The following is a 13,274-nucleotide window of genomic DNA, read 5'->3' on the forward strand; positions in this document are numbered from 1 at the left end:
GCTACTTGCTCGCCTGGCCGTTCAGCGTCTGTCGAGACGAATAATCGGTACCTTTGGAATTCCAGAACAGCCGCAGGGCCTTGCCGACCAGATTTTCATAGGGAACAAACGCGACACTGAACCGGCTGTCGGAGGCATTGTCGCGGTTGTCGCCAAGCACGAAGTAGTGGCCTGCGGGCACCTCAAACACGCGCGTATTGTCGCCGATCGAGTTGTCGGTGAGGTTGAGAACGGAATGGGTGACACCCCCCGGCAAGGTTTCGCTTTGGAGCTTGGCTCTCGAGAACTCGTCGGACGAAAAAGTACCAATATCGTCGAGTCCCACCGCGATATCGTTGATGTGAAGCACCCCGTCGATGATCTGGATCTTCTCGCCGGGAAGGCCGACAATCCGCTGGATGTAGTCCACGCTCGGATCGGGCGGGAACTTGAAGACAACCACATCTCCCCTTTTGGGTTCCGCGCCGAATATACGTCCATCAACGGGAAGCAAGTTGAACGGCACGCTGTAGCGGCTGTAGCCGTATGCCATTTTGGAGACGAAGAGATAGTCGCCTTCCTGCAACGTCGGCACCATGCTGCTGGAGGGAATCGAAAAAGGCTGGAGCAGGAACGCGCGTATTGCGAATGCAGCCGGATACGAGGTCAGAAAGACGAGCACCAGCACCGAAAGCCCACGCGCGTACCATCTGTCCGGCTTGAACCGGTGCGCGAAGGGAACAACGATCGCTGCCCACAGGGCCATCAAACCGATCCCTGAAAAATTGGCCCACCAAGCAAGATCGACGCCAGGCAATACCGGAAAGCCAATGTAAATAAGCGCGAAAACGACGACGCTGATCACCACCAGGCTGGCGACCGCCAGTTTGCCGCTGCCGATCCAGAGGAACCCGCCAAACGGGCCGCCAAAGGCCGAAACCAGGGCCGTCGACCATCTGGATCGCGAGATAGTTTCTTGTTGCACTGCTTGTTCTGTCATCGGCCACCCCCACGCCAAGGCAGCCAGACTGTCCACCAAACAAAAAAGCGGGGCAAGCCCGCTTTTTCAGTTAGTCATTTGACCGGAACTCACGCCGGCAACAGCGCACCTTCAAGCGTCGTAAGCTGGTTGAGGAACTGCTCGGCCTTGCTGCGGGTCTGGTCGTCCTTGGCGTCGGCGGCGTCTTCCCTGGCCTCCTGGATGCGGCGGGCAAGGTCGGCGCGGTCGATGTCGCCGACGGCCACAGCCGATTCCGCCAGCAGCGTGCAGCCGGCCGGAACGATGTCGGCAAAGCCGCCGAACACCACGTAGCGCTCTTCCTTGCCTTGCGCGGTCTTCAGCGTAACGACGCCCGGCTTGATTGTGGTCATGACCGGCGCGTGATGCGCCATGACAGTCATCTCGCCTTCGGCGCCCGGGATGACGACAGATTCGACCTGCTCGGAAACCAAGAGGCGCTCCGGCGAGACCAGTTCGAATTTGAAAGCTTCAGGCATGATCAATTTAGCGACTGGTGAATGGTGAATGGTGAACGGTCAGAAAGAATGACCTTCACTCAGCCCCCGATTTCCTATCCGCTACTCCCCATTCACAATTCACTATTGACCATTCACCATCAGGCCGCTTCAGCGGCCAGGCGCTGTGCCTTCTCGACCGCTTCCTCGATGCCGCCGACCATGTAGAAGGCGGCTTCTGGCAGATGGTCGTAGTCGCCGTTGCAAAGGCCCTTGAAGCCCTTGATGGTGTCGGCGAGGTCGACCAGCTTGCCCGGTGCGCCGGTGAACACTTCGGCGACGAAGAAGGGCTGCGACAGGAAGCGCTCGATCTTGCGGGCGCGGGCCACCGTCTGCTTATCCTCTTCCGACAGCTCGTCCATGCCCAGGATCGCGATGATATCCTGCAGCGACTTGTAGCGCTGAAGGATCGACTGCACCTGGCGGGCGACCTGGTAATGCTCTTCGCCGACAACCATCGGGTCGAGCATGCGCGAGGTCGAATCGAGCGGATCGACCGCCGGATAGATGCCCTTTTCCGAAATCGCGCGGTTGAGCACGGTCGTCGCGTCGAGGTGGGCGAACGAGGTCGCCGGTGCCGGGTCGGTCAGGTCGTCGGCCGGCACATAGATCGCCTGCACCGAGGTGATCGAACCCTTGGTCGTCGTGGTGATACGCTCCTGCAGCGCACCCATGTCGGTAGCCAGCGTCGGCTGGTAGCCCACGGCCGAAGGAATGCGGCCGAGCAGCGCCGACACTTCCGAGCCCGCCTGCGTGAAGCGGAAGATGTTGTCTACGAAGAACAGCACGTCCTGGCCCTGGTCGCGGAAATATTCGGCAACCGTCAAGCCGGTCAGGCCGACGCGGGCGCGTGCGCCCGGCGGCTCGTTCATCTGGCCATAGACGAGCGCTGCCTTGGAGCCTTCGCCGCCGCCCTTCTTGTTGACGCCGGACTCGATGAACTCGTGATAGAGATCGTTGCCTTCGCGGGTGCGCTCGCCGACGCCGGCGAACACCGAGAAGCCGCCATGCGCCTTGGCGACGTTGTTGATCAGTTCCTGGATCAGCACCGTTTTGCCGACGCCGGCGCCGCCGAACAGGCCGATCTTGCCGCCGCGGGCATAGGGTGCCAGCAGGTCGAGCACCTTGATGCCGGTGACCAGGATCTGCGCTTCCGTCGACTGCTCGACATAGGTCGGCGCCGGCTGGTGGATCGAGCGCATCTCGATGCCGTCGACCGGGCCTGCCTCGTCGACCGGCTCGCCGATGACGTTGATGATGCGGCCGAGCATGCCCGGGCCGACCGGCACGGTAATCGGTGCACCGGTGTCATAGACGTCCTGGCCGCGGACCAGACCTTCGGTCGAGTCCATGGCGATGCAGCGCACCGTGTTCTCGCCCAGATGCTGGGCCACTTCGAGCACGAGGCGATTGCCGACATTGATCGTCTCAAGCGCGTTCAGGATCGCCGGCAGATGTTCGCCGAACTGGACGTCGACAACGGCGCCGATGACCTGGCGAACCTTGCCTGCCAGGCCGGTTTTCTTGATGGTGGCGGCCGGCGTATTCACAGCGGCGGCCTTGGTTGCTGCCGCCTTCTTGGCCGGAGCGGCCTTTGCTGCTGCCGGAGCCTTCGCTGGTGCCGCGGCCTTAGGGGCTGCCGTCTTGGGGGTCGCTGCTTTCGCCATCGTCTTTACCCTTTTCGTCTCTTTGTTTCTCACACGCTTGAGGTCGATGACCTCCTTGTGGGCGTGCCTAGAGCGCCTCGGCGCCCGAAATGATTTCGATCAATTCCTTGGTGATCTGCGCCTGCCGCTGGCGGTTGTAGGTGATCGACAATTTGTTGATCATGTCGCCGGCGTTGCGCGTCGCATTGTCCATGGCGCTCATCTTGGCGCCCATCTCGCCGGCAGCATTCTCGAGCAGCGCGCGAAAAACCTGCACGGAAATGTTGCGCGGGATGAGATCGGAGAGGATCTCGCCCGGCTCCGGCTCGTATTCGTAGACGGCGCTGCCGCCGTCCTTCACTTCCGCGGCAGCCGAAGGCGCGCCCGCCGGGACAATTTGCTGCGCCGTCGGGATCTGGCTGATCACCGACTTGAACTGCGAATAGAACAGCGTGCAGATGTCGAAGCCGCCTTCGTTGAACAGGTGGATCACCTTCTTGGCGATGGCATCGGCATTGACGAAGCCCAGCGTCTTGACCTCGCGCAGGTCGACACGCTCGATGATCAGCGCCCCGTAGTCGCGGCGCAATATGTCGAACCCCTTCTTGCCGACGCAGATGATCTTGACCTGCTTGCCGTCTGCCAGAAGCTTGCGGATGTGGTCGCGGGCAAAACGGGCGATCTGCGAATTGAAGCCGCCGCACAGACCGCGTTCGGCGGTGCAGACGACAAGCAGATGCACGTCGTCCTTGCCGGTGCCGGTCATCAGCGCCGGGGCATCGCCGCCGCCGCCGATCGCCTGGGTGATATTGGCCAGCACCGCGCCCATACGCTCCGAATAGGGACGCGCCGCTTCCGCCGCTTCCTGCGCGCGACGCAGCTTCGCCGCGGCGACCATCTGCATCGCCTTGGTGATCTTCTGCGTCGCCTTGACCGAGGCGATACGGTTACGAAGGTCTTTTAACGAAGGCATGCTTCAAACCTGATCCCGTCCGTCCTGCTCAAGCAAAGGTCTTGGCGAAGGCGTCGATTTCTGCCTTCAGCCTAGCGCGCAGATCGTCGGACAGCGCCTTCTCCTGTCGGATGCCGTCGAGCACGTCCTTGCCGGCCGAGCGCATATGCGACAACAGGCCATGCTCGAACTTGCCGACCTGGTTGATCGCCAGCTTGTCGAGATAACCGTTGACGCCGGCGAAGATCACCGCGACCTGCTCCTCGACTTTGAGAGGCGAGAATTGCGGCTGCTTCAACAGCTCGGTCAGGCGCGAGCCGCGGTTGAGCAGGCGTTGCGTGGCGGCGTCGAGATCGGAGCCGAACTGCGCGAAAGCAGCCATTTCGCGGTACTGCGCGAGCTCGCCCTTGATCGACCCGGCAACCTGCTTCATCGCCTTGATCTGCGCCGAGGAGCCGACGCGCGACACCGACAGGCCGACATTGACCGCCGGACGGACGCCCTGGAAGAACAGATTGGTTTCCAGGAAGATCTGGCCGTCGGTGATCGAGATGACGTTGGTCGGGATATAGGCCGACACGTCGTTGGCCTGCGTTTCGATGATCGGCAGCGCCGTCAGCGACCCACCGCCATTTTCGTCATTGAGCTTGGCGGCGCGCTCGAGCAGGCGCGAGTGCAGGTAGAAGACGTCGCCCGGATAGGCTTCGCGGCCCGGCGGACGGCGCAGCAGCAGCGACATCTGGCGATAGGCGACGGCCTGCTTCGACAGGTCGTCGTAGCTGATCAGCGCGTGCATGCCGTTGTCACGGAAATATTCGCCCATGGTGCAGGCGGTGAACGGCGCCAGGAACTGCATTGGCGCCGGATCGGAGGCGGTCGCGGCGATGATGATCGAATAGTCGAGCGCGCCGCGCTCTTCCAGGACCTTGACGAACTGCGCCACCGTCGAGCGCTTCTGGCCGACGGCGACATAGACGCAGTACAGCTTTTCCTTCTCAGGGCCGTTGTCGTGCACCGATTTCTGGTTGAGCATGGTGTCGAGGATGATCGCGGTCTTGCCGGTCTGGCGGTCGCCGATGACCAGCTCGCGCTGGCCGCGGCCGACCGGGATCAGCGCGTCGATGGCCTTGAGGCCGGTCGACATCGGCTCGTTCACCGATTTGCGCGGGATGATGCCGGGCGCTTTGACGTCGACGCGCTTGCGTTCGGTGGCCTGGATCGGGCCTTTGCCGTCAATCGGGTTGCCGAGCGCGTCGACGACGCGGCCGAGCAGGCCCATGCCGACGGGCGCATCGACGATGGCGCCGGTGCGCTTGACGGTGTCGCCTTCCTTGATGTCGCGGTCGGCGCCGAAGATGACAACGCCGACATTGTCGGCTTCAAGGTTGAGCGCCATGCCGCGGATGCCGCCGGGGAACTCGACCATCTCGCCGGCCTGGACATTGTCGAGGCCGTAGACGCGGGCGATACCGTCACCGACGGACAGCACCTGGCCGACTTCGGAGACCTCGGCCTCCTTGCCGAAATTCTTGATCTGGTCTTTCAGAATTGCGGAAATTTCCGCGGCGCGGATGTCCATCAGCCGACCTCTTTCAGTGCAAGCTTGAGCGAATTGAGTTTGGTTTTGAGCGACGTATCGATCTGGCGCGAGCCGATCTTGACCACCAGTCCGCCGAGCAGCGACGGATCGACGGTGACCGTGATCGCCACGTCCTTGCCGGCGACGCTTTTCAGCGCTGCTTTCAGCTCGGTTTCCTGGGCAGGCGTCAGCGCATGCGCCGAGGTGACCTCGGCAGCGGTCTCGCCGCGGTGTTCGGCGGCGATCTGGCGGAACGCCTTGATCATGCCGGGCACGGCAAACAGCCGGCGATTCTGGGCAACGACGCGCAGGAAATTGCCGGTGAGGCCGGTGATCCCCGCTTTGTCGGCGATCGCGGCGATCGCCTTGGCCTGGTCCTCGCTGGAGAAGACAGGGCTCCTGATCAGCCGCGAAAGGTCAGCGCTGCCTTCGAGCATCGCTTCGAAACTGTTGAGGTCGGCCTCGACGCTGGCGACCGAATTGGTCTGCAGCGCGAGTTCGAACAGCGAACCCGCATAGCGTTCTGCGACACCTGAGATTGGCGATGACGATTGGGCCACGGACCGTCTTTTCTCTTGTCTGACAGGCCGCAGATTGTTGGCGCGAGCAAAAACTCTGGCTAAATCTTTGACCTTACTGCATTTTTCCAAGCACGGAGGCGCGGCTTCCGCTATCCCCGGTCGAAAGTCGATTGCCGTCTAGCACAGGCATTTTCAGACCGCAATGCGTCGTCCGGCATGGTTTTCAGGCACTATTGTCGCATCCGCCGGGCGAGTTCAGCAACCAACCCCGGATTGATCCCTGATTCAGGGCAAAAAGCCGAAGGCGAAGGCAAGCGGCAGCGCCGCCAGCACCAGCTCGACGACGATGGATGCCCAGTTGAACGGCGTATTGGCGCCGTCCGACATCATCGATAGCAGCCGGCCGAAGGCGGTGAATAGCCAGGAGAAGCCGAGCGCCATGTAGAGCAGCGGCTGCGCCAGGAGGATGCAGCACAGGCTGAGGCCGAGATAGAACCCCGACATCCGGCCGCGCCCCTCGGCGATCGCCGCCGCCTTCTCCGGTCTGACCTGCAGCCGCAGGATGCGGAATGCCAGCTGTGGCGCCAGGAATAGCAATAGGCCGAGCAATAGGGTCGCGACCGCGCTCGACCACGCCAGCCACTCGCCCTGGCTCATCGGCCATGGAAACGCAAATTCCATCTTGTCCCCTCTTAAATGCATAGTCGAAATTTCGGGCATTCTAGCGAAGCAAGAGACATACGCCAGATGGGCATCGGCAATTTGCGGAAGCCTGTCCTCTGAGCCCCTTCACAAAAAGCTCTGCGGGTCGATGTCGACCTGGACTCGCACCGAGCCCCTTATCTTCGGTCCCTCGGCCAGCATGGTGCGAATGAACCCTTGCATGTCGGCGCGCCGCTCGCCCTGGATCAGCAGGCGAAAGCGATGGCGGCCGCCGATCAACGACAGCGGCGCCTCGGCCGGGCCGAGCACGAACAGGTCGGTGGCTTGCGGCGCGGCGCGACGCAGGCCACGGGCGTGCCCTTCGGCTTCGGCCCGTGTCGCCGCGCTGACGATGACGCCGGCGAGCCTGCCGAAGGGCGGCAGCGCCGCCCGCTCACGCTCGGCGATCTCGCGCTCGTAGAAGGACTCGGCATCGCCGGAGACGATCGCGCGCATCACCGGGTGGTCGGGTTGGAAGGTCTGCAGCAGGCCGAGGCTTTTCTTGCCGGTACGGCCGGCGCGGCCGGTCACCTGGCTGAGCAGTTGGAAGGTGCGCTCGGCGGCGCGCGGATCGCCATTGGCAAGGCCGAGATCGGCATCGACCACACCGACCAGCGTCATGTTGGGGAAATTATGGCCCTTGGCGACGAGTTGCGTGCCGATGACGATGTCGGCCTCGCCATTGGCGATGGCTTCAAGCTCGAGCCGCAGCCGGCGCACGCCGCCCATCAGGTCGGACGACAGTACGATAGTGCGGGCATCGGGGAAATGCGCGACGACCTCCTCGGCGATGCGCTCGACGCCTGGCCCGCAGGCGACCAGATGATCGAGCGTGCCGCATTCCGGACAGGCTTCGGGCCGGCGTTCATTGTGCCCGCAGTGGTGGCAGACGAGCTGGCCGCGAAAGCGGTGCTCGACCAGCCAGGCCGAGCAGACCGGACAGCCGAAGCGGTGGCCGCAGACCCGGCAGAGCGTCAGCGGCGCATAGCCGCGCCGGTTGAGGAACAGCAGCGACTGTTCCTTTCTTTCCAGCGTCTGCCGTATATGGCCGAGCAGTACAGGCGACAGGAAGCCGCCGCGTGCCGGCGGCGCGCGGCGCATGTCGATCGTCTTGAGATCGGGAAGTGCCGCCTCGGCAAAGCGCGCCGAAAGCACCGCCCTGCTGTAGCGGCCCTGGCTGGCATTGACCCGGCTTTCGACCGACGGCGTCGCCGAGGCGAGCACGACCGGAAAGCCGCCGATATGGCCGCGCACCACGGCCATGTCGCGCGCGTTGTAAAAGACGCGATCCTCCTGCTTGTAGGCGGGATCGTGCTCTTCGTCGACGACGATCAATCCAAGCTCCCTGAATGGCAGGAACAGCGCCGAGCGCGCGCCTGCGACGACCCGCACGCCGCCTTCCGCTACCTGCCGCCAGACCTTTTCGCGCATCCTTGGCGGCAGGTCCGAGTGCCATTCCGCCGGCTTGGCACCGAACCGCTCCTGGAAGCGTTCGAGGAAGGCATGCGTCAGCGCGATTTCCGGCAGCAGGATCAGCACCTGCTTGCCGCGATCGAGCGCGGCCGCGACCGCCTCGAAATAGACCTCCGTCTTGCCGGATCCGGTTACACCGTCGAGCAGGGTGACGCCGAATGTACCGGTCGCGACATTGGCGCGCAGCGTCTCGGCGGCATCGCTCTGGTTGGGCATCAGTGAAGGCAAGGCGTAGCCGGGATCGGGTGCTGCGACCACCGGCCGCGGCGGGATCATCACCGTCTGGAATACGCCCTGCACCCGCAGCCCGTCCACCACCGTCGACGACACGCCTGCCGCATGCGCCAGGCCGGATCGCGTCCAGGCAAGTCCGCCTTCGGCCGTCTCCAGCACGCGCGTCCTCGCCTCCGTCATCCGGTCGGGTCTGGCGAAGGTGCGCTGCAGCCCTTCGATCCACGGCTCCGGGTCGAACGCCTCCGGCGCCCTGAGCAGCATGCGCGCCACCATGCCGGGCGGCGACAGCGTGTACTGCGCCACCCAATCGACAAAACGCCGCATCGCGCGGTCGATCGGCGGGCAGTCGAAAACCTGCTCGATCGGCCGCAATTTCTTCGCGTCGACCTTTTCGACGGCGCCGTCCCAGACGATGCCGGCGACCTGGCGGGGCCCAAGCGGAACGCGCACGATCGAGCCCGGCACCACGCGCATGCCAGCCGGCACGGCATAGGTGTAGGGGCGCTCGGCGGGCATCGGCACCAGCACCGGTGCGGCCGCGACAAAGGGCGAATCTTCGATCATGAGGCGTGACCTTGCCCCGACTTTGGTCTAGATCAAAGTCCGACCCCAAATGTGCATGACGTGCACATGAAAAATCTTCAGGAGACCGCCATGAAATTTTTTGTCGACACCGCCGATGTCAAGGAAATCCGCGAGCTGAACGATTTGGGGCTGCTCGACGGCGTAACCACCAATCCGTCGCTGATCCTGAAATCCGGCGGCAAGATCGCCGACGTCACAAGAGAGATCTGCGAGATCGTCAAGGGCCCAGTCTCGGCCGAAGTCGTCGCCACCGAATACAAGGACATGATGGCGGAGGCCAAGATCCTGGCCAGGATCGCCGACAATGTCTGCATCAAGGTGCCGCTGACGCTCGACGGCCTGAGAGCCTGCAAGGACATCCGGTCGGACGGCCGCATGGTCAACGTCACGCTGTGCTTCTCGGCCACCCAGGCGCTGCTCGCCGCCAAGGCCGGCGCCTCCTTCATCTCGCCCTTCGTCGGCCGCATCGACGACAGCGGCTGGGACGGCATGGAGCTGATTGCCGATATCCGCACCATCTACGACAATTATGACTTCCAGACTGAAATCCTGACCGCTTCGGTGCGTACCGTGAACCATGTCAAGCAGGCGGCGCTGATCGGTGCCGATGTCATCACCGCGCCGCCGGCGACGCTCAAGGCGCTGGTCAAGCACCCGCTGACCGACAAGGGCCTGGAACTGTTCCTCGCCGACTGGGCAAAGACCGGGCAGAAGATCGGCTGAAGCGACTATCCTACGAACAAAAAGGCCGAGCAATCGGCCTTTTTTGCAGATTGCGCACTCTGGAAAGACCTAGCTTGCCGCCGGCTTGCCGTGCTTGATCAGATCCTGGGCAATCGACAGCCGCAGCACATCTGCCAGCTCGCGCGCCGCACGGTTCTCGGCGTCGATCTGGGCCCGGTATGACGCGAATTCCTGGCGCGGCCTGTCGTATGACGACGGAATCGAGCGCTTGCCCCTCGCTATGACCGTGCCCGTCTTGGCATCGCTGAGCACATAGTTGGCAGTCAGCGTCACAGTGCCGGCGGTCGGCTCGTCCTCGTCGGTCGTGACCTGCTCGATTGCCGCCGATTCGACGAGTTCGGAGACGCCGAGATCAAGCGAATAGACCGGCGAAGCCGGCTCGCCGGCGCCCTGGCCGAGCGCGAAGATCAAATTGTTGCGGACCTGCTGGGCGTAGCGGGTCTTGACCGGCTTGACCGAGATCGATGCCAGCTCGGCAGCGGCGCCGACCTGCGAGCCGGCGATCAGCGGCGCGCTCGAATAGAGCGGCCGCACCGTGCAGGCGGAAACCAGCGCCACCGAGGCGAGCAGCCCGCAAAGCACGACGCGGCGCAGCGTCAGCTCTGTCTTTCGCGGATCAGGCAACGACATTGACGATCCTCTGCGGCACGATGATCACCTTGCGCGGCGCCTTACCTTCGAGCGCTTTCTGCACGAAGTCGAGAGCCAGAACCGCCTTTTCGACCGCACCTTGATCCGCGTCACGGGCAATTGTCAAATCGCCGCGTTTCTTGCCGTTGACCTGGACCGGCAGCACGATCTCGGCGTCGACGACAAGCGAGCGATCGTAATCCGGCCAGGGCCGTTCGGCGACAAGGTCGGTGCCGCCGAGCGTCTGCCAGCACTCCTCGGCCAGATGCGGCATGACCGGCGCGATCAGGTGCACCAGGATCTCGACGGCCTCACGGCAGGCCGCTTGCAGCGCCGGACCGGCCCTGCCCTCTGCCGCCTCGTTGAGCGGTACGGTCAAGGCATTGGCGAGCTCGTAGATGCGGGCGATGGCGCGGTTGAAGGCGAGCTTTTCGATATCCTCGCCGACCGACTTCAAGATCTTGTGCGCGGCCTTGGACACTGTCCCGGCCTCGCCGTCCTTCGCCGCCTCTGGCCGGACTCCGGCGAGCGATTCGGCAGCCGTCGACACCAGGCGCCAGATGCGCTGGATGAAGCGATGCGCGCCGGCCGCACCCTCGTCGGTCCATTCGACATCGCGCTCGGGCGGCGAGTCCGACAGCATGAACCAGCGCGCCGTATCGGCGCCGTAGCCGTCGGTGATCTCTTCCGGACTCACCGTATTCTTCTTCGACTTCGACATTTTTTCGAGCGGACCGATCACCGCCTCTTCGCCGGTGGCGATTTCGAAGGCGCGGCGCTTGCCGTCGGCGTCTTCCAGCCTGACCTCGCTAGGCGCAAGCCAGCGGCCGTTCGAGGCGCCGCCAACCCGATAGGTCTCGTGCACCACCATGCCTTGCGTGAACAGGCCCCTGAACGGCTCGGCGAGATCGACATGGCCGGTCTCGCGCATGGCGCGGGTGAAAAAGCGCGAATAGAGCAAATGCAGGATCGCATGCTCAATGCCGCCAATATACTGGTCGACCGGCAGCCATTCAGTCGCGGCCTTGGGATCGGTCGGATCGTTTGCCCACGGCGCGGTGAAGCGAGCGAAATACCAAGAAGAATCGACAAATGTGTCCATCGTGTCGGTTTCGCGCCGCGCATCCTTGCCGCAACGCGGGCATTTGACGTGCCGCCATGTCGGATGGCGATCGAGCGGATTGCCCGGCCGGTCGAACTCGATGTCGTCCGGCAGCTTGACCGGCAGGTCGGCCTTCGGCACCGGCACCACGCCGCAATCCTCGCAATGGATCATCGGGATCGGGCAGCCCCAATAGCGCTGGCGCGAAATGCCCCAGTCGCGCAGGCGGAAATTCACCTTGCGCTCGGCCATCGGCCGGTTGCCGATGGTCCTTTGTTCCAGCAGCTTCGCCACCTCGTCGAATGCCTGATCCGGCTTCATGCCGTCGAGGAAGCGCGAATTGATCATCGCGCCATCATCGACATAAGCCTCGTCGATGACCTGGAAGCTTCCTTGATTCTCGCCTTCCGGCATCACCACCGGAATGACCGGAAGGCCGTATCTGTTGGCGAAGTCGAGGTCGCGCTGGTCATGTGCCGGGCAGCCGAAGATGGCGCCGGTGCCATAGTCCATCAGCACGAAATTGGCGACGTAGACGGGCAGCGTCCACCTCTCGTCGAACGGATGGACAACGCGAATGCCGGTATCGAAACCCTTCTTCTCGGCCGTCTCCAATGCCGCCGCCGAAGTGCCCATATGGCGGACTTCGTCGATGAACTTTGCCAGCGCCGGATTGTCCTCGGCGGCCTTTTTGGCCAGCGGATGGTCGGCCGCAATCGCCATGAAGGACGCGCCGAAGATGGTGTCGGGCCTGGTCGTATAGACTTCGAGCTCATGCTCGCCGGCGACTGGCTTGGCCAGCGGCCAGCGGATCAGCAGCCCTTCCGAACGGCCGATCCAGTTCGCCTGCATCAGCTTCACTTTTTCCGGCCAGTCGTCGAGTTGGTCGAGCGAATCCAGCAGATCCTGCGCGTAATCGGTGATCTTGAAGAACCACTGCGTCAGCTCGCGCTGTTCCACCAGCGCGCCTGAGCGCCAGCCGCGTCCGTCGATGACCTGCTCGTTGGCAAGCACCGTCATGTCCTCCGGATCCCAGTTGACCTTGGAGGATTTGCGCGTCACCAGCCCCTTCTCGACGAAATCGAGGAACAGCATCTGCTGGCGGTGATAGTAGTCGACGTCGCAGGTGGCGAACTCGCGGGCCCAATCGAGCGACAGGCCCATGACCTTGAGCTGCTCGCGCATGGCGGCGATGTTCTGATAGGTCCAGTCCTTGGGATGGACCTTGTTCTGCATCGCCGCGTTTTCGGCTGGCATGCCAAAGGCGTCCCAGCCCATCGGGTGCAGCACGTTGAAACCCTTGGCCCGCTTGTAGCGCGCCACCACGTCGCCCATCGTATAGTTGCGGGTATGGCCGATATGGATGCGCCCCGACGGATACGGGAACATCTCCAGCACGTAGTATTTCGGGCGCGGGTCGTCATTGTCGGCTTCGAACAGCTTCTTGGCGTCCCAGGCGTTCTGCCATTTGGGCTCTGACGCGCGCGGATTGTATCGTTCGGTTGCCATCGGGTGTTTTTCACTTAAAAGCATGCGCGAGCCGCCGGACAATGCCCGGGCGGCTCAGGAAATGTCGTCGCGGTGTTCACCATGGATTGCCGGACCCGTCAAC

11 protein-coding genes are annotated in these 13,274 nt (G+C 63.4%); 1 reads left to right on the forward strand and 10 read right to left on the reverse strand.

What is annotated here, in order from left to right:
- Position 1: 1 nt before the first annotated feature.
- The 8 genes from lepB to NKI54_RS31385 form a co-directional block, all read right to left on the reverse strand.
- Entirely contained in the window at positions 2-979 is a 978-nt protein-coding gene (gene lepB, locus NKI54_RS31350) for a signal peptidase I (RefSeq protein WP_502898283.1), read from the reverse strand.
- Positions 980-1,068: 89 nt separating this feature from the next.
- The gene (locus tag NKI54_RS31355) at positions 1,069-1,476 is read right to left on the reverse strand and encodes a F0F1 ATP synthase subunit epsilon (RefSeq protein WP_023678096.1); all 408 of its coding nucleotides are present in this window, start codon (positions 1,474-1,476) and stop codon (positions 1,069-1,071) included.
- A gap of 119 nt (positions 1,477-1,595) precedes the next feature.
- Complete coding sequence (gene atpD / locus NKI54_RS31360; RefSeq protein ID WP_023678097.1) at positions 1,596-3,161, reverse strand: F0F1 ATP synthase subunit beta; 1,566 nt, start codon at positions 3,159-3,161, stop codon at positions 1,596-1,598.
- A 67-nt stretch (positions 3,162-3,228) separates the two neighbouring features.
- Positions 3,229-4,113: a F0F1 ATP synthase subunit gamma gene (locus tag NKI54_RS31365; RefSeq protein ID WP_352450898.1), complete on the reverse strand. Its 885-nt coding sequence runs from the start codon at positions 4,111-4,113 to the stop codon at positions 3,229-3,231.
- Between the two features lie 28 nt (positions 4,114-4,141).
- On the reverse strand, positions 4,142-5,671 hold the full coding sequence (gene atpA, locus NKI54_RS31370; RefSeq protein ID WP_352636905.1) for a F0F1 ATP synthase subunit alpha: 1,530 nt from the start codon (positions 5,669-5,671) through the stop codon (positions 4,142-4,144).
- Positions 5,671-6,231, reverse strand: coding sequence for a F0F1 ATP synthase subunit delta (locus NKI54_RS31375; protein WP_352636906.1), 561 nt, complete (start codon positions 6,229-6,231; stop codon positions 5,671-5,673). The genes atpA and NKI54_RS31375 overlap by 1 nt, the downstream gene beginning before the upstream one ends.
- 246 nt (positions 6,232-6,477) lie before the next feature.
- Complete coding sequence (locus NKI54_RS31380; RefSeq protein ID WP_292656459.1) at positions 6,478-6,873, reverse strand: AGROH133_08824 family phage infection protein; 396 nt, start codon at positions 6,871-6,873, stop codon at positions 6,478-6,480.
- A gap of 108 nt (positions 6,874-6,981) precedes the next feature.
- The gene (locus NKI54_RS31385; protein ID WP_352636907.1) at positions 6,982-9,165 is read right to left on the reverse strand and encodes a primosomal protein N'; all 2,184 of its coding nucleotides are present in this window, start codon (positions 9,163-9,165) and stop codon (positions 6,982-6,984) included.
- 90 nt (positions 9,166-9,255) lie between these two features.
- On the opposite strand from NKI54_RS31385, the gene fsa reads away from it, so the two are divergent.
- A complete protein-coding gene (fsa, locus tag NKI54_RS31390; protein WP_023678103.1) occupies positions 9,256-9,909 on the forward strand; it encodes a fructose-6-phosphate aldolase in 654 nt (217 codons plus the stop codon).
- A gap of 69 nt (positions 9,910-9,978) precedes the next feature.
- On the opposite strand, the gene NKI54_RS31395 is transcribed toward fsa, so the two are convergent.
- Entirely contained in the window at positions 9,979-10,560 is a 582-nt protein-coding gene (locus NKI54_RS31395) for an LPS assembly lipoprotein LptE (protein ID WP_023678104.1), read from the reverse strand.
- Positions 10,547-13,171 carry a leucine--tRNA ligase gene (gene leuS / locus NKI54_RS31400; protein ID WP_023678105.1) on the reverse strand — a complete coding sequence of 875 codons (2,625 nt, stop codon included), beginning with the start codon at positions 13,169-13,171 and terminating at the stop codon, positions 10,547-10,549. The genes NKI54_RS31395 and leuS overlap by 14 nt, the downstream gene beginning before the upstream one ends.
- Between the last annotated feature and the right edge of the window lie 103 nt (positions 13,172-13,274).

It is taken from the genome of Mesorhizobium sp. M0663, assembly GCF_040320585.1.
In the GTDB taxonomy this organism is placed as follows: domain Bacteria; phylum Pseudomonadota; class Alphaproteobacteria; order Rhizobiales; family Rhizobiaceae; genus Mesorhizobium.

What these genes read in the sequence shown, in the direction of transcription:
- lepB (WP_502898283.1), bottom strand. Translation starts at nt 979, where the DNA reads ATGACAGAACAAGCAGTGCAACAAGAAACTATCTCGCGATCCAGATGG.
- NKI54_RS31380 (WP_292656459.1), bottom strand. Translation starts at nt 6,873, where the DNA reads ATGGAATTTGCGTTTCCATGGCCGATGAGCCAGGGCGAGTGGCTGGCG.
- NKI54_RS31355 (WP_023678096.1), bottom strand. Translation starts at nt 1,476, where the DNA reads ATGCCTGAAGCTTTCAAATTCGAACTGGTCTCGCCGGAGCGCCTCTTG.
- leuS (WP_023678105.1), bottom strand. Translation starts at nt 13,171, where the DNA reads ATGGCAACCGAACGATACAATCCGCGCGCGTCAGAGCCCAAATGGCAG.
- atpD (WP_023678097.1), bottom strand. Translation starts at nt 3,161, where the DNA reads ATGGCGAAAGCAGCGACCCCCAAGACGGCAGCCCCTAAGGCCGCGGCA.
- NKI54_RS31365 (WP_352450898.1), bottom strand. Translation starts at nt 4,113, where the DNA reads ATGCCTTCGTTAAAAGACCTTCGTAACCGTATCGCCTCGGTCAAGGCG.
- NKI54_RS31395 (WP_023678104.1), bottom strand. Translation starts at nt 10,560, where the DNA reads ATGTCGTTGCCTGATCCGCGAAAGACAGAGCTGACGCTGCGCCGCGTC.
- NKI54_RS31385 (WP_352636907.1), bottom strand. Translation starts at nt 9,165, where the DNA reads ATGATCGAAGATTCGCCCTTTGTCGCGGCCGCACCGGTGCTGGTGCCG.
- fsa (WP_023678103.1), top strand. Translation starts at nt 9,256, where the DNA reads ATGAAATTTTTTGTCGACACCGCCGATGTCAAGGAAATCCGCGAGCTG.
- atpA (WP_352636905.1), bottom strand. Translation starts at nt 5,671, where the DNA reads ATGGACATCCGCGCCGCGGAAATTTCCGCAATTCTGAAAGACCAGATC.